18 protein-coding genes, 6 pseudogenes and 1 riboswitch are annotated in these 21,697 nt (G+C 68.7%); of the genes and pseudogenes, 9 read left to right on the forward strand and 15 right to left on the reverse strand.

The features are described 5' to 3' along the window. Nucleotides 1-291: 291 nt before the first annotated feature. The 4 genes from ABZ386_RS40885 to ABZ386_RS40900 all read right to left on the reverse strand — a co-directional run bounded on the left by ABZ386_RS40885 (nucleotide 292) and on the right by ABZ386_RS40900 (nucleotide 1,853). On the reverse strand, nucleotides 292-747 hold the full coding sequence (locus tag ABZ386_RS40885; RefSeq protein WP_356506333.1) for a hypothetical protein: 456 nt from the start codon (nucleotides 745-747) through the stop codon (nucleotides 292-294). A gap of 385 nt (nucleotides 748-1,132) precedes the next feature. Next, the gene (locus tag ABZ386_RS40890; RefSeq protein ID WP_355721877.1) at nucleotides 1,133-1,336 is read right to left on the reverse strand and encodes a hypothetical protein; all 204 of its coding nucleotides are present in this window, start codon (nucleotides 1,334-1,336) and stop codon (nucleotides 1,133-1,135) included. 113 nt (nucleotides 1,337-1,449) lie between these two features. Beyond that, nucleotides 1,450-1,608 (reverse strand): hypothetical protein, encoded by a 159-nt coding sequence (locus tag ABZ386_RS40895; protein WP_355721896.1) that lies wholly within the window; start codon nucleotides 1,606-1,608, stop codon nucleotides 1,450-1,452. Next, complete coding sequence (locus ABZ386_RS40900; protein ID WP_355721874.1) at nucleotides 1,566-1,853, reverse strand: cytochrome c biogenesis protein CcdA; 288 nt, start codon at nucleotides 1,851-1,853, stop codon at nucleotides 1,566-1,568. Before ABZ386_RS40900 ends, ABZ386_RS40895 begins: the two co-directional genes overlap by 43 nt. Between ABZ386_RS40900 and ABZ386_RS40905 the strand changes: the two are divergent. Together ABZ386_RS40905 and ABZ386_RS40910 are read left to right on the forward strand one after the other, a co-directional pair. Continuing rightward, nucleotides 1,839-2,117 (forward strand): annotated as a pseudogene (locus ABZ386_RS40905) (four-helix bundle copper-binding protein); the annotation flags it as partial. The gene ABZ386_RS40900 and the pseudogene ABZ386_RS40905 overlap by 15 nt on opposite strands. A 146-nt stretch (nucleotides 2,118-2,263) precedes the next feature. Further along, nucleotides 2,264-2,581 (forward strand): metal-sensitive transcriptional regulator, encoded by a 318-nt coding sequence (locus ABZ386_RS40910; RefSeq protein ID WP_355721871.1) that lies wholly within the window; start codon nucleotides 2,264-2,266, stop codon nucleotides 2,579-2,581. 566 nt (nucleotides 2,582-3,147) lie between these two features. Here the strand turns inward: ABZ386_RS40910 and ABZ386_RS40915 are convergent. After that, complete coding sequence (locus ABZ386_RS40915) at nucleotides 3,148-5,430, reverse strand: heavy metal translocating P-type ATPase (RefSeq protein ID WP_355721868.1); 2,283 nt, start codon at nucleotides 5,428-5,430, stop codon at nucleotides 3,148-3,150. Nucleotides 5,431-5,537: 107 nt separating this feature from the next. Further along, complete coding sequence (locus tag ABZ386_RS40920) at nucleotides 5,538-5,831, reverse strand: heavy-metal-associated domain-containing protein (RefSeq protein ID WP_355722468.1); 294 nt, start codon at nucleotides 5,829-5,831, stop codon at nucleotides 5,538-5,540. Between the two features lie 207 nt (nucleotides 5,832-6,038). Continuing rightward, nucleotides 6,039-6,109, forward strand: a riboswitch (cobalamin riboswitch). Nucleotides 6,110-6,160: 51 nt separating this feature from the next. On the opposite strand from ABZ386_RS40920, the gene ABZ386_RS40925 reads away from it, so the two are divergent. Continuing rightward, on the forward strand, nucleotides 6,161-6,397 hold the full coding sequence (locus tag ABZ386_RS40925) for a hypothetical protein (protein ID WP_355722465.1): 237 nt from the start codon (nucleotides 6,161-6,163) through the stop codon (nucleotides 6,395-6,397). 11 nt (nucleotides 6,398-6,408) lie between these two features. Further along, on the forward strand, nucleotides 6,409-7,161 hold the full coding sequence (locus ABZ386_RS40930; protein ID WP_355722462.1) for a CbtA family protein: 753 nt from the start codon (nucleotides 6,409-6,411) through the stop codon (nucleotides 7,159-7,161). Between the two features lie 67 nt (nucleotides 7,162-7,228). Here ABZ386_RS40930 and ABZ386_RS40935 read toward each other — a convergent pair whose 3' ends face one another. The 7 genes and pseudogenes from ABZ386_RS40935 to ABZ386_RS40965 all read right to left on the reverse strand — a co-directional run. Next, entirely contained in the window at nucleotides 7,229-7,501 is a 273-nt protein-coding gene (locus ABZ386_RS40935) for a cupredoxin domain-containing protein (RefSeq protein ID WP_355722459.1), read from the reverse strand. 373 nt (nucleotides 7,502-7,874) lie between these two features. Further along, entirely contained in the window at nucleotides 7,875-8,750 is an 876-nt protein-coding gene (locus tag ABZ386_RS40940; protein ID WP_355722456.1) for a DUF5134 domain-containing protein, read from the reverse strand. Nucleotides 8,751-9,069: 319 nt separating this feature from the next. Next, on the reverse strand, nucleotides 9,070-9,675 hold the full coding sequence (locus tag ABZ386_RS40945) for a M15 family metallopeptidase (protein WP_355722453.1): 606 nt from the start codon (nucleotides 9,673-9,675) through the stop codon (nucleotides 9,070-9,072). A gap of 448 nt (nucleotides 9,676-10,123) precedes the next feature. Further along, nucleotides 10,124-10,765, reverse strand: coding sequence for a GNAT family N-acetyltransferase (locus ABZ386_RS40950; protein WP_355722450.1), 642 nt, complete (start codon nucleotides 10,763-10,765; stop codon nucleotides 10,124-10,126). 491 nt (nucleotides 10,766-11,256) lie between these two features. Further along, nucleotides 11,257-12,948 (reverse strand): VanW family protein, encoded by a 1,692-nt coding sequence (locus ABZ386_RS40955; protein WP_355722474.1) that lies wholly within the window; start codon nucleotides 12,946-12,948, stop codon nucleotides 11,257-11,259. 811 nt (nucleotides 12,949-13,759) lie between these two features. Further along, nucleotides 13,760-14,056: a zf-HC2 domain-containing protein gene (locus ABZ386_RS40960; RefSeq protein ID WP_356619491.1), complete on the reverse strand. Its 297-nt coding sequence runs from the start codon at nucleotides 14,054-14,056 to the stop codon at nucleotides 13,760-13,762. A gap of 746 nt (nucleotides 14,057-14,802) precedes the next feature. Next, a pseudogene (locus tag ABZ386_RS40965) lies at nucleotides 14,803-15,549 on the reverse strand (M23 family metallopeptidase); the annotation flags it as partial. Between the two features lie 830 nt (nucleotides 15,550-16,379). On the opposite strand from ABZ386_RS40965, the gene ABZ386_RS40970 reads away from it, so the two are divergent. Further along, a complete protein-coding gene (locus ABZ386_RS40970; RefSeq protein WP_356506332.1) occupies nucleotides 16,380-17,081 on the forward strand; it encodes an ElyC/SanA/YdcF family protein in 702 nt (233 codons plus the stop codon). A gap of 166 nt (nucleotides 17,082-17,247) precedes the next feature. Here the strand turns inward: ABZ386_RS40970 and ABZ386_RS40975 are convergent, their stop codons facing one another. Together ABZ386_RS40975 and ABZ386_RS40980 are read right to left on the reverse strand one after the other, a co-directional pair. Next, nucleotides 17,248-17,430: a hypothetical protein gene (locus tag ABZ386_RS40975; RefSeq protein ID WP_355725204.1), complete on the reverse strand. Its 183-nt coding sequence runs from the start codon at nucleotides 17,428-17,430 to the stop codon at nucleotides 17,248-17,250. A gap of 289 nt (nucleotides 17,431-17,719) precedes the next feature. Beyond that, nucleotides 17,720-18,934 (reverse strand): Ig-like domain-containing protein, encoded by a 1,215-nt coding sequence (locus ABZ386_RS40980; protein WP_355725201.1) that lies wholly within the window; start codon nucleotides 18,932-18,934, stop codon nucleotides 17,720-17,722. A 226-nt stretch (nucleotides 18,935-19,160) separates the two neighbouring features. On the opposite strand from ABZ386_RS40980, the pseudogene ABZ386_RS40985 reads away from it, so the two are divergent. The 4 pseudogenes from ABZ386_RS40985 to ccsA all read left to right on the forward strand — a co-directional run. After that, nucleotides 19,161-19,361 (forward strand): annotated as a pseudogene (locus tag ABZ386_RS40985) (cytochrome c biogenesis protein ResB); the annotation flags it as partial. Nucleotides 19,362-19,431: 70 nt separating this feature from the next. After that, a pseudogene (locus tag ABZ386_RS40990) lies at nucleotides 19,432-20,178 on the forward strand (cytochrome c biogenesis protein ResB); the annotation flags it as partial. Between the two features lie 31 nt (nucleotides 20,179-20,209). Continuing rightward, nucleotides 20,210-20,546, forward strand: a pseudogene (locus ABZ386_RS40995) (cytochrome c biogenesis protein ResB); the annotation flags it as partial. A 194-nt stretch (nucleotides 20,547-20,740) separates the two neighbouring features. After that, nucleotides 20,741-21,637: pseudogene (gene ccsA / locus ABZ386_RS41000) on the forward strand (cytochrome c biogenesis protein CcsA). Nucleotides 21,638-21,697 lie beyond the last annotated feature (60 nt).

A 21,697-nucleotide genomic window follows, 5' to 3' on the forward strand; every position in this document is an offset into this window, starting at 1 on the left:
GACGTCGAACACCTCTCTCAACGGCACAGGAGCCTCGTGCGTTGCGGGAAGCCGCCCCGTCACCCGACCGGTGACCACTCTGAAAACGCTCAGTGAAAAACGGTCGTGGTGAAAGTGCGGCCCCGACGATGCCGAAGGGCATCGCCCAGGCAGGCGGGCCGAGCGGGCATCAGGAACCACGACCTCCGCCCGGCCGGAACGAGGCGCACAGGAGCAGGCCACCGGTGCAGCAGGCACATCAGGAACGGAGCGTGGCCGCATGGGGGCGGGTTATACGCGGTGGATTAGCCCTCATGGAGACACTGCGCAGACATTTGCGGTGCGCAGCCGCCGCACGAGCGCGTAGAGGAGCAGCGCGACGGAGGCCGCCGCGAGCACCGGCTGCACGGGGGCGAAGTACGCCAGGGCGCCGCTGATGCCGAGGGTGAGCACTACGAGCTTGTTGCAGATCGGACAGCCCACCGCGAAGGCGGCCAGCAGACCCGCGCCCAAGGCGCGTGCGGTGCGGGGACATTCGGCTGGCGCGGTCTCACGGGCTTGAGTCGGGCCGACGCGTACGTACGTGGCCACGAGGAGGCCCTCGAGTACGGAGCTGACCAGCCAGACCGGGTAGTTCCACCAAAGCACCGGGGTCATCCGCGTATAGAAGGGAGTCGGCACCACACCCGTCGGCACGCCGATGACGATGGCCGCCATCACAGTGACCGCTGCTGTCACGGCCCATCTGCGGGCGGGCCAGGTACGCATAGGGGCTGCTCCTCGTGATCGGGCCGCCGACCGGCAGGCCAGGCGACGGGGAGCACCTACTCGCGGACTCCCGGTCGGCGACTGGCCGCCATCCTAAGTCACTATTTTACTTAGTAAGAGCGGCCGATCCCTCTGGGCTGGCGGGGTCGGGCGATGCGATGTCCGAGGGCGAGACTGTACGAGTGTGCGTCGACCCGGTCGTGCAGCAGTAGGCCCGCGCACCATCGTTCCTCGTCTTCCAGTGCCGCACGTCGTCCTCGCAGCCGAGCGAGCGGCGGCAGGCGGCTCGGGCGAGACCAGGCGCGCGATGCCGTAACAGCTGGAGGTGAGGAGCAGCACGGCGATCAGTACGACTGCCGCTGTCATGGCGCTGTCGGTCTCTGTGTCAGTTCCGCGAGGGCTGGTGTGTGTGCGTCTGGGCGGCGCGTAGCTCGGCGATTTCCTTGCGCAGCTTGGTCAGCTCGGCCTGCCCTCTGAGGGAATCGTTCCGCCGCGATGTGTGCGAGCCTCCGCGCATCATCAGCCACATCATCAGGCCCATGCCGATCGGGCAGGCCAGGAGCAGCAGCGGGTACAGGGACTGGGGCATGGAGACCTCCTGGCGGGTGAAGGGTCACGTGTGGGCCCTGCCGATCACTTTTCTACTAAGTAATTTAGATTATGTCGGGTGGGCGTGCCAGCCTGGGGCAGGTCTGCGGCAGTTCACAGGGGAAGCCGAAAGCCGGTGATCAGCGTACGGAGCCGGGCGATCAACTGGCCCCACCAGCCGGTCACCTGTATCACGCCTACCGCTATCAGCAGCACGCCGCCGAAGCACATCACGGCCCGTGCGTGCAGCCGTGCCCAGGTGAAGCGCCGCATGGCCCCGTCAAGGACGCAGCAGCGAGCAGGAACGGGATGCCGAGGCTGTAGGTGAAGGACAGGGCGGCCCCGCGTCCTGCGCTCGCACTGTCCGCCGCGAGTGACAGGACCGCCGCGAGGGTGGGGCCGATGCACGGCGTCCAGCCGATCGCGAAGAGGGCGCCGAGCAGCGGCGCGCCCGCGAGCCCCGCACCAGGCCGGAAGGAAGGCCGGCCACCGCGGTTAAGGAGATGCTCGACACCCACCCCGCCGACCTGGGCCGGGTCGACCGCGAGAAGCTCGCCCGCTGCATCGAAGAATGCATCGCCTGTGCGTAGGCGTGTACGGCGTGCGCGGACGCCTGCCTGTCGGAGGAGATGGTCGGTGAGCTGACCAAGTGCATCCGCACTAACGCCGACTGCGCTGACATCTGCAATGCCACCGCGTCGGTGCTCTTGCGCCACACCGGCTACGACGCCAACATCACCCGGGCGATCCTCCAGGCCTGTGCCACTGTCTGCAAGGCGTGCGGTGCCGCAGCCCAGACCAGGGGGTGTCCAACACTCCTCCGGGCTTTCGGACACCCCTTTTCGTCCGCCGGGCCCAGCACCCTGATCCCCGGTGCAGAGGCGGACTTCCGTCCGTAGGGCATCGCCAGGTCATACCCTTGGACAGTATGACGCCGCTGGAGCCAGTCGAGGCCGAGCAGCCCCCGCCGGGCTACCTCGACGACAAGGACGCCGTCCTCAAGCGGCTCCGTCGTATCGAGGGCCAGATCCGTGGTCTGCAGCGCATGGTGCAGGAGGATCAGTACTGCATCGACGTACTCACCCAGGTCGCCGCGACCACCAAAGCCCTTCAGGCGGTGGCCATGCACCTGCTGCAGGAACACCTGAACCACTGCGTACACGACGCCATGGTCGGCGGAGGCCAAGTGGCCCAGGACAAGATCGCAGAGGCCTCGCGGGCCATCGAACGGCTGCTGCGCACGTGATCCGGCCTGGGCCGGGCCCGGCGGTATGACCTGGGCAGCGCGAAGGCCGGGCACGCGCTGCGCCAAGTCGTCGTGCGCCGGGTGTTACCGCCCGGCCGTACGACATATGGTCCGGCGGGTCAGGTCTACGACTTTGGTGACTGGGATGCGCATATCCATTAAGCGGGTTAGTACCGTGCGCTGTGAAAGGTCCGCCGCAGCGCGGCTCTGCCAGGCAGCGATTTCGGGCGGCGGCTTTAACCGGCGGGGCCGCAGACGCGGCGAAACCTGATCTGAAGCAAGCCCCGAGCCGCGCGCACGGGCAGGGGAGGTGCCACGTCCTCCAAAGGAGCCTGCCCTTGCGCGCACCCGTCGGTTTCCGACAACGGCGAGCTGGCAGATGCCGCTCGGGCGACTGGGCAACTACTGACTCTGCGTTCTCGTGGTGAGGGCAGGGACCTTTTCACGCCGGGGCTGACGGTGCCCAGACTGGCTCGGCGGCCGAGCGTGGGCGACCCGGGCCCGGGCAACGCTGAGGCGTCCGGCTACAAAGGCCGGACGTCTCGGAGAACCGGTTGTTCATCTGCCTACTTGAAGGACCGAAGGCGCAGGCTGTTGGTGACGACGAAGACCGACGAGAAGGCCATCGCGGCTCCAGCGATCATCGGGTTCAGCATGCCGGCAGCGGCGAGCGGCAGGGCCGCGACGTTGTAACCGAAGGCCCAGAAGAGGTTGCCCTTGATCGTGGCGAGGGTCTTGCGGGACAGGCGGATCGCGTCCGCCGCGACTCGCAGGTCGCCGCGCACGAGGGTGAGGTCGCCGGCCTCGATGGCGGCGTCGGTGCCGGTGCCCATGGCCAGGCCCAGGTCGGCCGTGGCGAGAGCAGCGGCGTCGTTGACGCCGTCGCCGACCATGGCGACCGCACGGCCCTCGCCCTGCAGTCGCTTGACCACGTCGACCTTGTCCTCGGGCAGGACTTCGGCGATCACCTCGTCGATGCCGACCGCCTTGGCCACGGACTCGGCGACGAGCTGGTTGTCGCCGGTCAGCAGTACCGGCGTCAGACCCAGCCTGCGCAGTTCGGCAACCGCCTCGGCGCTGGTCTCCTTGATCGCGTCGGCGACGGTCAGGACACCGCGGGCCTCGCCGTTCCAGGCGATGGCGACCGCCGTACGTCCCTCGGCCTCCGCGGCGGCCTTGGCGTCGGCCAGCTCGTGGGGCAGTTCGATGACCCACTCCTTGAGGAGCTTCTCGCGGCCGACGAGCACAGCATGTCCGTCGACGACGCCCTGGACGCCGAGGCCGGCGACGTTCTCGAAGTTCTCCGGAACGGGCAGGCTGCCGATTCGCTCGGTGGCGCCGGTGGCGATGGCCTGGGCGATCGGGTGTTCCGAGGCGTTTTCCAAGGCGCCCGCCAGCCGCAGCAGTTCATCCTTGTCCACTCCGGGCGCGGGGATGACGTCCTGGAGCTGCATCCGGCCCGTGGTCACGGTGCCGGTCTTGTCCAGGACGACGGTGTCGACACGGCGGGTGGACTCCAGGACCTCGGGACCCTTGATGAGGATGCCGAGCTGGGCACCACGCCCGGTGCCCACCATCAGGGCGGTCGGCGTGGCGAGCCCGAGAGCGCACGGGCAGGCGATGATCAGCACCGCGACGGCGGCGGTGAACGCGGCAGCGGCATCCCCGGTGACGAACAGCCACGTCAGCAGGGTGCCGAGGGCGATGAGGATGACGACCGGCACAAAGACCGCCGAGATCCGGTCGGCGAGGCGCTGCACCTCGGCCTTGCCGTTCTGCGCGTCCTCCACGAGCTTGGCCATGCGGGCGAGCTGAGTGTCGGCGCCGACCCGGGTCGCCTCGACGACCAGTCGGCCTCCGGCGTTCACAGTGGCGCCGCTCACGGCGTCGCCGACGGTCACGTCGACCGGCACGGACTCGCCGGTCAGCATGGAGGCATCGACCGCCGAGGCGCCCTCGACCACGGTCCCGTCCGCTGCGATCTTCTCACCGGGCCGCACGACGAAGCGGTCACCCACCGCCAACTGCGCGACGGGTTTACGTACTTCCTTGCCGTCACGCAAAACCGAGACGTCCTTGGCGCCCAGCTCCATCAGCGCCCGCAGCGCCGCACCCGCCTTGCGTTTTGACTTCGCCTCCAGGTAGCGGCCGGCGAGGATGAACGTGGTGACGCCGGCCGCGGCCTCCAGGTAGATGGAGGACGAACCGTCCGAACGGGAGATGGTGAACTCGAAGCCGTGCCGCATGCCCGGCATCCCGGCATGGCCGAAGAACAGCGCCCACAGCGACCAGCCCAGGGCGGCGAGCGTGCCGATGGACACCAGCGTGTCCATGGTCGCGGCACCGTGCCGCGCGTTGGTGAACGCGGCCTTGTGGAAGGGGAAGGCGCCCCAGACGACGACCGGAGCGGCGAGCGTCAGCGACAGCCACTGCCAGTGGTCGAACTGCAGGGCCGGGACCATCGCCATCAGGACCACGGGCACGGTCAGCACCAGAGACACGTACAGACGCTGCCGCAGGGACAGCAGCTCGCTGTCCGCCGCCGGAGTGGCCTCGCCCTCGCGCTCGTGGGCAGGGACTGAGGCGGGCGGGGATGGCTCCTCGGCCGTGTAGCCGGTCTTCTCGACGATGGCGATGAGGTCGGCGACCTCGATGCCCTCCGGGTAGGTGACCTTGGCTTTCTCCGTGGCGAAGTTGACGGTCGCGGCGACGCCGTCCATGCGGTTGAGCTTCTTCTCGATGCGGGCCGCGCACGAGGCGCAGGTCATGCCGCCGATGGAGAGTTCGACCTCACGGGCTGGCGCGGTGGCCGTGGAGGACGGGGCCTTCTCGGTAGCCGTGCTGGTCATGTGCGTATCTCCTGGGGGATGCCGGGACGTACGGCGTCCGTTTGAGCGGAGCGGTACGTCCCGGCGCGGGGGCACAGCGGGGCCGGGGCCCAGGGCACGGCAGTCGTTCAGGCGCGGCCGACGAGCTCGTAGCCGGCCTCGTCGACGGCGGCGCGGACGGCCCCCTCGTCGAGCGGCGCGGCGGAGGTGACGGTCACCTCGCCGGTCTTGGCGACGGCCTGGACCGAGGTGACGCCGTCAAGCGCGGAGATCTCCTTCGACACCGCGCCCTCGCAGTGGCCGCAGGTCATGCCGGACACCTTGTAGACGGTGGTGACGCCCGCGCCCTCGATGTCGACCGTGTTCCCGGAGCCGCAGGAACCGGTGCCGCAGCAGGAGCTGGTGTTCGTCTCGGTGGTCATGGCTTCTTCCTCAGGTTGCGTGCGTGGGGTCGTTCGGCGGGTTGCGGCTGGGTGTCCAGCCTCCCCGACGGATAACAACACTATACCCCCGAGGGGTATTGAGTCTGTGGTTCTGCCCACATGGCGTGTTTGAACGGTGCCGATTTCGCTAATTTACTTAGTAGCCGTCGCGATCTGCGACGACAACTTCACATCGAGGCGACGGTGAGCAGGAACCCGGTGAAAATCCGGGACGGTCCCGCCACTGTGACCGGGATTGTCCCGGGAGTCAGACACTGACCCGTCGTCCTCCTGAACGGCGGGGCGTGTGCACCCCGCGAGGAGGTTCCATGAGCGCTTCGGCGGCTCCACAGGCACGACCGGCCGCGGGCCTGGCCGTCCACCCGCTGCGAGACGGGCTGATCGCTGCCGCAGTGGTTATCCTCGCCCTGGTCGCGCTGGACGCGGTCTTCCTGGACCAGGGCGCGTTGCTGTCGCCGGTCCTGGGCAAGGTCGCGGCATCCGCCAACTATGTCCACGAGTTCGCCCACGATGGTCGGCACCTTCTTGCCGGCCCCTGCCATTGAGAGGGGCACTCGTGACGTCACTTCTGTCCCTGCTCGGGCGCGGTGCGCTCGCGGGTGGAGCTGCTGGCGTGGTCAGCGGAGGATTCTCGTGGCTGCTGGCCGAGCCGGTACTGGACCGGGCCGTGCGGCTGGAAGCCGTCCGTAAGGAGGCCGGCGGCGGACCGGCCGCGGCAGAGGTCTTCTCCCGCTCCACGCAGCACGCGGGCCTGCTGGTGGCCGCGGTCCTCACCGGAGCGGCGCTCGGCGTCCTGTTCGCCGTCGTGTACGCGATCCTGCACCGCCGGGATCCGGACACCGCGCCCTGGCGACGGTCGCTGGTACTGGCGGGCGCCGGATTCACCGGGGTTTGGCTGCTGCCCTTCCTGCGCTACCCGGCCAACCCGCCGGGCGTGGGTGATCCGGGAACGCTCGACACCCGTGTCAACGCATGGCTCGCGGCCATCGCGATCGGTTTGATCGCCGTCGTCCTGGCCTGGCGCGTCCACGAGTGGCTGGTGGAACACGGTCGTTCCACGCCGCTGCGTCAGCTGGCTGTGGCGGCCATCGTGGTGGCCGCGCTGGCGTCGCTGTTCGCGCTGCCGGACAACCCCGATGCCGTGACCGCCCCGGCCGGGCTGGTGTGGGACTTCCGGGTGCTGTCGGCCGCGTCCATGGGCCTGCTCTGGGGCGGGCTGGCTGTGGGCTTCGGACTGCTCGGCGTGCGGGCGTCGCGCGTCCGGACAGAGGCGAGCCTGCCCGCAGCATCCACCGTGTCCGTGGCCTGACGCCTCTGCGGCATGACCTCGGCCGACGCCCGTGTCAGGCGGTGCCGTCGGCCGGGGCTCGGACGGCTCAGCGTACGATCAGCGTGCCCGTCATGTTCGGGTGGAAGGTGCAGACGAAGGCGTACTCGCCGGCCTTGGACGGGGCCGTGAACGTCCCGGACTTCCCGTCCGCGATGCTGCCGGTGTCGAAGGCGTCGCCTTCCGTGGCGGTGACGGTATGGGCGGCGGAGTCCTTGTTCACCACGGTGATCTTCTCACCCGGCCGCACCTGGGGATCCTCCGGGCTGAACGCGAAGTTCTCCATCGTGATGCGATCCACCCCCGCGGTAGTGGTGGACATGGCGGGCGAGGGGCTGGGTGAGGTCGAGGCAGGCTCGTTGTCCCCGTCGGCACAAGCGGTTGCGAGCAGCAGGACGGCAGCTGCTCCGAGCGCCCACGGAACGCAACGCCTGCGGAGCTGTGGAGGCGACATCGGACCGGACCCTTCGGATAGGCGCCCGCAGGTGGGCCACGCTGGTGATCGCGGAATCCGGGCCCGCCCGGGCACGTCGATCGCTTGGGTCCATTCTTGCCGTTCCGGAGACCGAGCACGAGTCGCAGATCCGGACCGGTCGTGATTCCGGTCCGTGGCGATACGCGGCCCTGTGGATCATAGTTTGTGGGGCTATGGCACCGGGAGGCGCCGTCGTCGTGCCGGTCAGTGACGACCGGCGTCACACGGCCATCATCAGCAGCATCGCGGACATGGTCCCGCCCATGCCGATATGGGCCGCGAGCGCCGCGTCCGGCGCGGGTCCGAGCTTGCGGCGCCGACCGTGCCCGGACCGCTGGTCCGACCTGGTCCTGTCCCACACCGAGATGGTCAGCGACGCCAGGTAGACGAGCACCGTGTCCGGCATGGCGAGCAGCCAGCGGCCCGGGCTCGACCTGGAGCCCGCCCTCCGGCCGCCGTTCCCCGTACCGCGGATCCGGGCCCACAGGGATGCACCGACCGACAGCAGGAAATACACGGCGAGTGCCACGACCACATACCGCCACGCAGAACCCGACCCCGCGGAAGATCCGGCGTCGGCCGCGGCGTTCGTCATGCCTGGCGTGTCCATCCCGTGGTGCACGGAGCCCATCCCCTCGATGGACTCCATGCCGGCCATCTCGTGCGTGTGGGTCGAGCTCGCCATGTTCTCCATGCCCGGCATGTGCGCCATGGAGTGTCCGCCGCCCAGGGCGAGCACCGGTCCGGACGACGTACTGGTCATGGCCAGCGTCATGATCACCATGCCGACGCTGCCGACGATGAGGTGCACCCAGTGGCGGCCGCTCTTCCACCCGCACGAGCGCGTGTGCTTGACCATCATCGCCACGCCCCCAAGTCCCAGGAGACCGAACGCCGCCGCCCACCACATGCCATAGCCCGCGTACCAGCCGACCGTCGCGGGCAGCGCCATGGCGGCCATGCACAGGCCCATCAGCAGGTCACCGCCCGCCGCGAACCGCCCTTCACCGCTGGTGGTGACCAACCGGACCGCGCTGACGGCGGCAACCAAGGCGGAGACCAGCCCTATGGCCCAACTGAGCGCCAGAATTCCCATCTTTACCCTTCCCGATCGCCCGAGCACGGCGCGGCCTGCGCTGCCGACGCCGCCTCGTCGTACGAGGTACACAGAGGAGCCGCGTGGGCATTGACTGCTAGTGCCCTTAGTACGTTTCGGGGACGAAGAGTGTTCAGGTGGCCAGGGGTGTGTCCGGCTGTCGGCCGGAGCTATCAGCGGGGGTGGGGTCGATGGGCCGCCCACCGTAAACGCCTTCCGTACGGCGGCTGCTGCTCCGTTCGGGTCCCCCGACACGGCGTGATCGGCTGTCAGTGGCGTGTCGACCGGACCAGCTGCCCGTCGCCGGACCTTCTCCCGCTCACCCCGCCGAGGCCGACTGCCCCGCGGTCGACGGGGCGGCAGTGGACGGCCTCGCGCTGGGCCCCTTGAAGGGCTTGGACGGGTATCCGGTGTCGAAGTGCATGTAGTCGGGGACCTTGATGTCCTGCCAGACCCATCCCTCCTCGATGAACGCCCGCCAGACCAGGCCACCCTCGAGGATCTTGCCCCTCCCTTCGGTGCGCTTGGCGTACTTGGCGCTGGGCGACCACTTCTTGGTCCGCAGGTTGATCCACGGGTTCTCGAGCGGGTTGATGTCGATTGCGCGGCCGTTGGCGTGCGGGGACTCCCGGAAGGGCGCGTTGATCTGGTCGGGGCGGCGGCAGTTGAACGCGGAGGTGTTGTCGTCGGCCAGGCTGGCGTCGAGGTCTCCGTTGTAGACTTCCATCGGCTGCATACGGCGGATGGGGAAGCGTTCCTCGAACAGCTTGGAGAAGATGCGGACGACGCTGGCCGTCACGTCGGCGTTGACCACGAGGACGCCGCGGTGCACCTCGCTGTCGAAGCCCACGTAGTTCATCTCCACCCGGCGCAGCTGATCCCTGACGTCGGGACAGCCCTTGCGCCACAGCCCCGTTTTGACCATGCGGGACCACTGGGCGTCCGTGATCTCCGTGACAGCGGCATCCAGAGACCGTGTGGGCGATGGGGTGAGGGATCGGGTTGGGACTGGGGTCAGGCTGGGCGTAGGGGAGGGTCGTGCCGAGGACGTCTCGGAGCTGTCGGTACCCGGCGGCGTGGACGGCGCGTCCTCGGACGCCGACGAGGACGTGCAGCCGCTGACCAGAAGCATCGTCGTGGAGAGCAGCGCCACTCCTGCGAGAATGAGCTTGCAGCGCAGCGTGCGCGGGGACGCTGTGTCCCTGTGCGGGGGGCGAGGGCGGGTCGTGGTGCGCGTGCGCTCCGTCTCCGGTGCGTGGCTGGTCAAGCAGGATCTCCTGGAGTGCTTCCGGGGCAGCCGTGCCGAGCATGGCCACGATCCCGGTGAGAGGTTGATCTGGTCGGCCCTGGGCTGGGCGGACGAGGCCGACGCCTCAATGGCGCTCCCGCGTCGGGCCTTCGTTCAGCGGGAAGCCGTAGGTGAGGAGGCGGCGGCCCTCGGGCGTGCGGATCTCTCCCTGACGCAGCCATCCGTGCCGCTCGTAGTACGGTCCCGCCCCGCCCTCGGCTGCGGTGACGAGAGTGACAAGCGCACAGTCCGCATCGGTGGCGTCCTTGACGAACCGCGCGATCAACCTGGCCCCTATGCCACGGCAGCGGGCGTGCTCAGCCACGACGACGTAGTCCAGGACAGCGGTGATGCCGATGGGACCGGCGGCGGGAGATTGCGGGGCCGCCCGGTTCGGTATCAGCTTGCGGCCGTAGCGGACCAGCCGGGTACGTATGAAGTGCAGCGCGAGACGGGGCCGCAGACACAGGCTGCCCAGGGCACGCAGCAGCAGACCGCGCCCGGACTCGTGCAGCACATGGCGGCGGTGCGCCGCTGGGTCGACCTCGCCGATGAGGAAGCCCACCGGCTGTCCGTTCATCTCCGCGATGTAAGCACGCGCATCCGGGCCGGTGAGGTAGGTCCGGTTGTACGCGGCCAGAAACTTCGGCCCGAGCCGCGCGAAGAAGCCGTCCGGAAAGTACCTAAGGTGCTCAGCCACCACGAACGGCAGGTCGTCCATGTCCATGAACCGGATTCGGAAGCCCGTCTCCTCTGGCTGGTGATCGGCCTTCCTCGCCCCGGTCGCAGGCCCTTCGAGGGACCTGCGCGGGGTCGACAGGGCAGGGCTCGGGTAGGCGACTGAGCGCGTGTCTGCGTCCACGCAAAGAAACTACTACACTCCTTAATTACTTAGTAGATCTATCGGGCCGGACTATCCGCTGCCGAACCTGGCTGTGGCACTCGCCCCGGCCACCGCGCTGGCGGTCTGGGGTGAGGGCCACTGGGCGTTTCCTGCCCGGGCTGACGGTCGGCCGAGGACCGGCCCCGCCCTCGGGTGTCGACAGCGGCTGCCGCAGACGGCGGAGACCGGCCCTCGTGGTGCCGACGGCCGGATGCCCAGCTTTGGGTAGCAGCGCGCCGGGTCTGCCCGCGTCAGACGCGACCGGGCTTACGGGCGCGTTCTACCCGAAGTCGACCGGTCCGGGCCCGGAAGCGCACCGCTGGGTCCGTTGCCCGTCACCCGGCGGTCTCTCCATCGCAGGCGACCTTGTCGCGCGGCACATACCGCGTCTTGAACGTCTCCCGCTTGACTTCCTTGCCATCGTTCTTGAAGACCCGGTCGACCGCGACGTCGAAGCCTTCGAGCGGGGTCTGCGGCACGCACTTGTCGCCGGCGCCCTCGCGGGTTGCGGGCTTTTTGACGTCGGTGCGTGGGCCCTTGACCGATTCGATTTCGTCGTACTTCTTGGTGCCAAGGAAGGTGACCGTGATCGAGGTGTCCGTGGCACGCGCGTCGATGTAGATGGCGTTGCCCGAGTCGTTCCGGAATTTCAGGTCGAGGCTCCCCCAGGCCACCGTCGCCTCGCGGCCCTCCGGGTAGCGCTCGATGTAGAAGGAGTGCGCCCCGTACTCCACCGGCTTGACTCCGGCGAAGAAAAGGGCGTTGAAGGTGGTGGTGGCGACGGCGGAGACGCCACCTCCGGCCGCCTTCTCGAACTGGTTGTTGTTGATGATGATGCCTTCGACGAACCCGTTGGTCTCCGTCCGCTCGCCCACGGTGCGGTTGAAGCTCCAGGTCTCGCTGGGGAGCACGACGGACCCGTTGATCAGTTCCGCGGCGCGGCCGATGTTGGTGACGCGGTAGGGGGCGGGCTCGAAGTCGACCGTGAAGGTCGACATCTGCTCCTTGATGCCCAGGCGGCCGATGTTGTCCCGGGTCAGCTTGGGCTGCACCTGCTCGGTGGCCACTGATCCGGTGCGGGCTGTCCCGGTCTCGGTCAGCAGCGGCAGCACGGCCTTCTGGATCGCCTTGGCCGTGACCTCCTGCCCGGCTTTGCCATCCGAGGCTACTACCACGCGCCCGCCGTCCAGGCGCAGCTTCGCGTTGACCGCCTTGTCGGTGACCTGTGCGAGGGGACTTGCCACCGCGGGATCGGCCAGGAGCCCCTTACCGTCGAGCGCCGGCTTCAGCCTGTTCGCCTCGTCCGGCTTCATGGTGAGGTGCTTGCCGAGCGTCGCCGGGCTGATGTCGACCTTTCGGCCGTCCACGGAGAGCGTGACCGGCGCCGACATCGCGGGTGTGGCGAACTCCTTCATCGCGCGGTTCACCTCCGCCGTGCCGACGCGGGGTTCGGTCGTGCGGACCGGCAGATGGACCGGCTCCGTGCCCTGGCCGGGGACCACCGAAGCCAGGGCCCTGACCGCTCCGTCCACGTCCAGGGACTGTCCGGTCACGGGCTTCACGGTTGTCGGCTCTCCCGCGTGGAAGGTGACGGCGCCTTCCCGGACCTTCCGGTCATGTGCTTTCGCCGTCTTGACCAGTGCGGCGTTCACCTTCGACTCCTCCACGCGGATCACCGGTTCGACCTCGCGGTCACCGCTGGTGAACATGCGGCCGACTACGGTGAACGGGTCGGCCCCTGCCTGCGCGGCGCGGGCGACGGTCTCCTTGCTGTCCAGCGAGAATCCGCTCGCGTCGATGGCGGCAGCGCTGTCGCCGATGCGTACCTTCACCGGCTCCGACCAGGCGCCGCCCAGGTCAGTGTCCAGCTTCTTCTGTGCCTGCGAGCGGCTCATCCCTCCGATGTCCACACCGCTCACCCGGGTGCCCTCGGGTACCTCGTCGCTGGAAGCCAGCAGCCCGGCCAGATACAGCCCGCCGAAGCCGACACCCGCTGCCGCCCCCGCTGCGAGCGCGACACGTCCTATTCGGCGCCGAGCCGACGACCTGGGGTCTGCGGTGCCGGAGGGGCCGGTAGGGTCGGCGGGTGGGCCGAGAAGGGATGAGCGGAGCACTGGTTCTCCTCGTTCTGTGACGGTCGCATAGTGCGGGGGCAGGATTGGCGCGCAGCGGGCCGCATGCCGGGCGATGTGTGAAGGCGACGTTTGTTGTGGTTCCGTAAACTCCGTCGCCGGTCAGGCTCAGGAGTCGCTGTCCCGCCCCCGTCGGCGGCGGGGCTCGGTGCGCCAGGTGCGGGACCTGCTGCGAGTAGGGCAGGGAGGAAGAGTCAGGCGGGGGAGTCATACGTCATGCACCGCCCGCGGTGGTTTCATCCCACGCGGCGGCATGGGGCAGGGCATCGTGCGACACCATTTGAGCCGGGTCGAGATCACCGGAACGCCGGACGGCAGCGGGTCCGGTCCCCGCCGCATCGTGCTCCCACAGTCTCAGCGCGGCCACCGAGGATCTCGCCGACGAATCCCGGGTTCCGGACGCCCCGCGGGCTTCGTGCCGCGAGGCTCGATGCGCACGCGACGGGCTGTGCGTCGGCCCGACCCGGGCTCGGGAGTGGCGCCTCCCGCCGGTCCGGAACAATCCGCCTGTAGAGCAGAGGAATACAACTCCCCGAGCTGCCGGAAAGGGCGATGACATGGTGCGGGCGCGGCCCGACCGCTTGGGCGATGGACACGAAAGCTCCTGTTCCCCGGCAGGTGTCCCGTGGCGGTGGTGCCGTTCCGACTCGCCGCCGGGCCGGTTGCCCGTCCGGTCGGCAGGCATCTTATCCGCTAGGTCACTAAGTTAGTTAGTTGAATAGCGGCATCGCTTGGCCCGCCGTGTTCGCCAGGGGGCGCCAAAGGGGTCCTGCTGCCGTCCGCGACCGCGCTGTTCCAATGGAGCGCCGCGGTCTGCGGGAGGCGGCTGTGCCGATCCCGCCTCGTGACTCTCGGCCGGCAACGGCCGGACCTCGCGGAGCAGCCGGACCGCGCCGTCGAGGTTGTCGCGCTCGGAGCGGCACGCTGCACAGACGGCGAGGTGAGCCTCGATCGGCGCGTCTTCCCCCGGCTCCAGCGCCCTGATCACGTATGCCCCGAGCACTCACGGATTTCCTCGCATCCTGCTGGCGGATTCGACATGCGCCCTCACCCCTCTCTTTTCACATCCGGCGTTTTCCGGGAGCGGTCAGGTGGGGGTGGTCTGGGGCCCGAATGCTCCTTGCTCCACCAGAGGTGACGCTCTGCTGCTGTGGTCGGGCATGCCCTCGGTATGGCTTGTCCTGCAACGCCCGGCGGCCGTGGATCCTTGTCCGTCGCGACCGCAGCAATGGCCGGCGTCGCGCGGCCTCGGTGAAAACGCCCGGCTCACCGCCCGGCCGCCGTGCCGCGACAGCCCTCTCGACCACCTTCAACCGGCGCCGGTCAGCCTTCGTCGATGACTTCGCCTTGCAGGACGATGTGGATGGCATGAACATGCTTCCTTCACGGGCGGATCAGGAGGCGTCGGTGCGGGGCGAAATGGCCGTCTCGGGCGGCCCGCATGTTCCCGCGGCCCTTCCGTACCGCCCCCTTGCCTGCGGCCTCGCCATCGGATTCTACTAAATGACTTAGATTGAAGGTGACCGGTGCCGGGCGGGTACCGCATTGGCCGCGAATGGACTCGCTGCGCCGTGCCACTGGCGGACACGCCACAGCCGATCGGTGCGACAGGGTGCCTGCGTGTCGATGGCAGCCGCAGGGCATCAGGGGGCGTTACCCCGTGCGGTTGGCCACTGGCTTCCGCGTGCGGCGTGGCCCAGGTTGGGGCTGCCAGGACCGTCGGCGCACCCGCACCGACCCCCCGGCTCCTTACGTCGGGTCGAGACCGTGGCTGCGCAGCCAAGCCAGCGGATCGATCGCAGGACCGCCGTCTGGGTGGACTTCCAGGTGGAGATGAGGGCCCGACGAGTTGCCGGTGCTGCCGGCGTAACCGATGACAGTCCCCGCCTTGACGTAGCCAGAGCGGATTCGGGCGCTGGCGAGGTGTGCGTACCAGGTCTGCGTACCGTCGGGAGCGGTCACCTTGACGAGGTTCCCGTAGAACGGATTCCACTCGGCCGCGACCGTGCCATCGGTCACGGCCATCACGGGCGTGTTCGTGGACACCGGGAAATCGAGTCCGGTGTGCCGACTCGACCACATGGAACCGACCGCTCCGAACAGCTCGCCGACTCCCTTCTGCGCGACCGGGAGGGCGAACTTGGGGCGCAGTGCCTCTCTGCGTGCAGCCTCCGCCTTCTTGCGCGCCGCCTCGGCGACTCTGCGCCGCTGTTCCTCCTGCCGTTGCTGGTCGAGGTCGAGGCGTTCCTGGGTGCGGCTGGCGCGGTCGGCGAAGTCGTCGGCTTCCCGGCTGAGGGTGGCGAGCTGGGTGTCGAACTCGCTGTTGACCGCGGCGGGGTCGACGCTCGGAACGGCGGTGGCCCGCGATGCCTTGTCGCTGCCGCTCAAGCCGACGGAGGCGGCTGCGATCCCGGCCATGCCCAGAAACGCAGCTGAGGGGGCGACGACAGACAAGAACGCGGACCTCCGGCGAGGCGCCCGGCGGCCTCGGCCACCGGCGTGGTGCGCCGTCCTCCGGCCAGGGGAAGCGCCACGGCGAGAGCCGGCTTCAGGCCCTTCCGGGATGCCCGGGGACGTGAGTGTCTCGTCGCCTGAAGGGGCGGGGCTTGATATGTCTGCTTCGAACGATGCGCCTGCGCATGAGGCCGTAGAGTCCTGGCCGGTGGAGTCCGCCCACTGGCCCCCGTGCCATGGCTCGCTCAGCTCGGTCGGGTAACCGGGGTGGCCCCACGGGAGAGCCGCATCGTGCCAGCCACCGTGGGTGGCTTGCCATGTGTGATGCTGAGCGACAAGTTCGCCGTAGGTGCCCGGCGTCCCGCTGAACACCGGGTCCGTGTCAGCGTGATCGGCGTACGAGTGCGCGAATCCATGATCCGGGTGGCCGTGGGACTGGGATGACACTCCACGCCAGTGGTATTCCGGCTCTGACGCGAGCGGTATGTCGGGGACCACTTCCGGGGGCCAGGTTCCTGACACGTGACGGTAGTCCACCAACACCTTCTCTTTCACCGGGCAGCCGAGGGCGGCCGGCGACTGCGCGCGTGGTGAGACCGCCGGATCGAACATCAGGCAAATACTAACCTACTACGTAGCCATGTGATATCTGTGACGGAGTGAGCCCAGCGTGAGGCCGGACGGCAAGGGCCGAGGTGCCTGCTGCTTTGGGGCGCCGAGTGAAGTTGATCACGATGCGAGGTCGGGGGAGACCATGCCCAGCGTCCGTCGTTTATCCAGCAGCGGTTCCTTTCGAGTCGACAGGAACCGTCTCGACGCACAAGCCGCGCCGCCGAGATCGGTGGCCGACGACCTTGGGGGGAAGCACTGTCATGGGTCTGCCGCGCCCACACCTGAGCACCATCCGCTGGCCACATCTACCGCGCACCCGTGCGTGGCGGTGGGCTCTGTACGCGCCGATGATGCTGTGCGTGGTGGTGCTCCTGCCCGCGATGTGGGTGTTCGCAACGGCGGACGACCGGCTACGGACGACGGCTGATGTCCCGCGCACCGACGTCGCCGTGGTCTTCGGCGCGGGTTTGGTATGGAACGGCGAGCCGTCGATCTTCCTCGCCAACCGCCTCGACGCCGTTGCCAAGCTCTACCGCGAGGACCGCGTCAACGTGGTCCTGGTCACCGGCGACAACAGCAGCCACCAGTACAACGAACCGCACAGTATGCGGCATTACCTCACCCATCGCGGTGTCCCGGCCGACCGGATCGTCAGCGACTACGCCGGTTTCGACACCTGGGACTCCTGCGTAAGGGCCAAGAAGATCTTCGGTGTCGACCGGGCGATCCTCGTCAGCCAGGGCTTCCACATCCGCCGGGCGGTCACCCTGTGCCAGGACGCGGGCGTCGACTCTTACGGCGTCAGCGCGGCCGACCACCACGACGCGGTCTGGTACTACGGCGCAACCCGCGAGCTGTTCGCCGCGAGCAAGGCGGCCTGGGACGCGGTGGTCGAGCCGGACCCCCAATTCCTCGGGCCGAAGGAACCGGGAGTGGAGCGGGCGCTGGCGGATGCCCGCTAGTCCGGCGGCCGCGACCTGCGGCGCGGCGTCCGCGAAGCCGCGCCCGCTGGTCGGGCACTTGTGGGGGACGCGTGGACGGCCTCGACCCGCACTGCCGCCGACTCGGGCCGCCATTGGGTGGTACGTGTCATGGTCCGCGACCCGCCGCCGGGATGCGGACGCGTGCTCACGCCTGCGGCAGTGGTGTATGGCGGCCGGAGCGGGCGATGGCGAGCAGGGTCGCCGTCGACAGCTCGTACAGCGCGACGGTGGCGATCGTCCTGCCCGCGCCGTCCTTCTGCGGAGCGGAAGGGAGGTAGAGCGGCCGGGTCCCGTGCAGGATCTGTGAGGAGCCGGCCCGGACCGGCATCCAGGTCTCGGTCGTGGACGCCCCGGTCGGGCGAACGTGGCCACGATGGCCAGCAGATGGGGCGGGCTCCACAGCACTGCGTCCCGGCCGAACGCCGTGTGCCAGCCCTCGTCCGTCGGAGCCTGAATCCCCATGGCTCCGGCGGACATGCTGCCCATCGCAGCAGCGGATCCGCCGCCGTCGTACGAAGGCCCCGGCAGTGGATCCTGCCGACGCCCCGGCAGGCGCTGGCTGCGAGCGTTACCGTGAGGGAGCCGTAGAGAAGAACGCGGGGCGCGCCCTCTGCCGGTCAGTCGAGGGCGCTGCCCTTCTTCCAGGTCTGCCAGTCGACGTTCCAGGCTCCGTAGCCGTTGTTGATCGCCACGGTGTCCTTGGAATTGACGACGGTGACGGGATCGCCGAGGCGAACCTGGTCGTAGAACCACTTGGCGTCCGCCGTACTCATGCCGATGCAGCCGTGGCTGGCGTTGACGCGGCCGAACTTGCCCTCATTCCAGGGCGCAGCGTGGGCGTACGTCCCTGAGGGCGTGAGCTGGACGTCCCACTTCACCGCCTTCATGTCGTACGCCTCGGAGCCGAAGATGCCTACCGTGGCGGAGTTCATGCGGATGCTGGGGACCTTGCCCAGCACGACCATCGTGCCGTTCCAGGTCTCGAAGTCCTTCTTGCCGGTGGATACCTTCAGGGTGCGCAGCGTCTTGCCGTTCTTCGCTACCGTCATGGTCTTCTTCACGACGTCGACGGTGCTGGTCACGGCGTCTCCGATGGTGAAGTTCACGACGCGCTGCTGGGTGCCGTACACGCCGTCGCCCGCGTCGACGCCGGCCAGGTCCATGCGCAGGGTGACCTTGGTGCCCGGCCTCCAGAACTCCTTCGGGCGGTAGTCGACGCGGTCCTTGCCGTCTCGGTCCTTCATCCAGCTCCAGGCACCCACGACGGCGGGGGACGAGGTGACCTTGAGTTTCCGCTCGACCGCAGCCTTGTCGTGGATCGGCTTGTTGAACGTGATCGACACCGGCATCGCGACGCCGACCTTCGCTCCCTTGTCGGGGTTGTAGGTGCCGACGAAGGTGTTCCTGGCCGCCTCGGTGGTGAAGGAGGCGGTCTTGTCAAGGGCCGACCCGTCGGATGTCTTTCCCTTCGCGTTCACCGTGTAGGTCGCGCCCGGCGCCAGCGCGGTGCTGGAGGTCCATACGGACTTGTCCTTGGACCAAGTCCCGGAGAGCTTGCCCGGGCCGGGGGAGCGGACCTCGACGGACGACAGGGACCCGCCCTGGGCGCGCACCGTCACCTTCCGGCTGACCGGCACCTTCTGGCTGTTTGCGCCCGGCTCCACGACTATCGCGGCCGGGCCGCCGTTCTTCCCGCCGTCGGCTGCCATGTCCGAGCTGCTGTCCGCCTTGCCGCCGGCGCTGCACGCGGCGAGGGCGACGGCGGCGGCCGAGGCGAGGGCGAGTGGCCGTACGATCCGGCGGTTCAGCCGTGCTGTCAGGCGCTGTCGCATGAGACCCCTCTCCGTTCTCTCAAGAGCTAAGTGCCTTCGTAGACGATGGACGTGACTCGCCGGTTCCCGGTTCCGCTCGAAGGGTGACGGGGGTGGTCGGAGAATGGATTCTGCCGTGTGTCAGACTCTCTCCGTGGCTACTAATTACTTTCGTAGTCTCGCCGCTCCTCTCATGCAAGGCGATACCTGTACGAGCGAATCCGGGCCGCAGGGTCGCCCCGGTGGCATGGGGCCTGTCGGCTGGCTGCGCTGGGCCTGGCGTTCGCTGACCTCGATACGTACGGCGCTCGTCCTGCTCCTCCTGCTCCTGCTCGCCGCCGTGTCCGGCTCTCTGGTGTCCCAGGAGGGGAGGCAGCCTGCCCAGGCCGCCGACTTCCGCGAGCGCAACTCCGACCTGGCGCCGGTCCTGGACAAGCTCGGCTTCTTCGACGTTTACTCCTTCGCCCTGGTTCGCCGCCGTCTATCTGCTGCTCTTCGTCTCGCTGGTGGGCTGCATCGTGCCGAGGACCCGCCAGTACGTACGCACGCTGCGGTCCAGCCCGCCGGCGGCGCCGAAGCGGCTGGACCGGCTGCCGCATCACGACGTATGGACCGCATCGGCCGACCGGGGCGAAGTGCTGTTGAGGGCCGCCGATCTGCTGCGGCGGCGCCGGTTCCGGGCCGACGTCGACTTGGAGGGGAGCGCCTCGGTCGCGGCGGAGAAGGGACATCTGAGCGAGGCCGGAAACCTGATGTTGCACACCTCCCTGTTCGGACTGCTCATCGCGCTCGCCGTCGGAGGCCTCTTCGGCACGACCGGCCAGAAACTCGTCCTCGAAGGCGACAGTTTCACCAATACCCTCACGCAGTACGACGATTTCAGCCCCGGCCCGCTGACCTCCGCCGACAGCCTCCAGCCGTTCAGTTTCCCGATGAAAGGCTTCTCGGCCACGTATCAGCGCAGCGGCCCGCAGCGCGGCACCGCCCGTTCCTTCACCGCCCGCCTGAACTACAGCACGAGCGACGGCGGCCCGACGCGGGATGTCCGGGTCGAGGTGAACAAGCCGCTCGAAGTGGACGGCTCCAAGGTCTTCCTGGTCGGCCATGGCTATGCCCCGGTCGTCACCGTCCGCGACGGCAAGGGTGAGAGCGCGTGGCAGGGGCCCGCCGCGTTCCTTCCGCAGGACGGCAACCTGACCTCGGCTGGCGTGATCAAGGCACCGGACGCCCGCAACGGCAAACGGGACGGCCTCGGCTTCACGGGCCTCTTCCTGCCCACCGTCCAGCTGGACGGGAATGGCTGGCGGTCCTCCTTCCCTGCGGGACGACCTGGTGCTGGTCCTGACCGCTTGTCACGGCGATCTCGGACTGGACAGCGGGAAGCCGCAGAACGTCTACCAGCTCGACTCAAGCCGCATGACCCAGTTCCGCAAGGTCGACGGCTCCCCGTTTGCGCAGGCCTTGAGCCTCGGGGGCCGGATGAAACTCCCTGGTGGCGTCGGCTCGCTCACCTTCGACGGCATCAAGCAATGGGCGAGCTTCCAGATCGCCCGCAACCCGCAACAACACGGCTCTGTGGAGTTCGGTGGCCATGGGGCTCGGCCTGTGCGCGTCGCTGTTCATCCGTCGCCGACGTGTGTGGGTGCGCGTGGAGCCCGAGCGGAGGACCGAGGAAGTGACCGAACTCGCCTACGAGTTGCGCGAGCGGTACCCCGCAGTGAAGGCCGCCTCGCCGGACGTGAACACCCCCGAGCCCCTGCATCAGGAGCAGAAGTGAGTAACACCTCTCTCGCGGACCAGAACCTGGCCCAGCTCGCCAACTGGCTGATGTACTCGGTGATCGCCGTCTATCTGCTCGCCTTCTCGCTGCCTACGCGGAGTGGGCGTTCGGAGGCCGCGGCCCGGGAATGCGGAACACCGCCGCCCCTTCGGCGGTACAACAGACTCCGGTCGTGCCCTCGCGCGACCGGACAAGGAGCGCGGCCATGGGCGGTGCAACAGGAAGCAGCACGCAAGTGCTGGCACCGCCCGCGGCCGCGCCTCCGGAAGAACCCGTCACGGACACCGGCGACGGCCCCGGAGTTCCCCATGGCAGTCCCGAGGCGGACCTCGTCGGACGGATCGGCGTCTCACTGACCGTGCTCGGTGAGTCGGCCGCCGTGGGGCAACGTGTACGAGTTCTCCACCGCCTTCGCCCTGACGGCGTCGGCCGCGTACGTCTGCCTGCTCGCGGCCCGCAAGCCGGTCCGATGGCTGGGGGCTCCGGTCCTCTTCTCGGTCCTGCTCACCTTTGGTCTAGCGGTGTCGATGCTTTACGTCGACTCCGCCCAACCCGTGCCGGCCCTGCACTCGTACTGGCTGTGGATCCACGTCTCCGCCGCGATCATCTCCGGCGGCGGCTACCGTCCAGCCGGACGCTGGACAAGCTGGCGTATCGGCTGACCTTGCTGGCCTTCCCGCTGTGGAGGTTTGCGATCAGCGGGTGCGGTGTGGGCGGAGGCCGCGTGGGGCCGCTATTGGGGCTGGGTCCCCAACGAGACCTGGGCCTTCATCACCTGGGTTGCCTACGCGGCGTACCTGCACGCCCATGCCACCGCCGAATGGAAGGGGTGGCGTGCGGCGGTGCTCGGCCTGGGGGCGTTCGCCAGGTTCGTGTTCAACTACTACGGCGTCAACATCTTCATCACTGGTTTGCACTCTTATGGAGGACTTCCGGCGAAGTAACGATCACATTAGCGGACCACGACGGTACGTTAGGTACCCCCTAGGGGTACGATGCAGTCG

This window comes from Streptomyces sp. NPDC006140 (assembly GCF_040628815.1).
Taxonomy (GTDB): Bacteria; Actinomycetota; Actinomycetes; order Streptomycetales; family Streptomycetaceae; genus Streptomyces.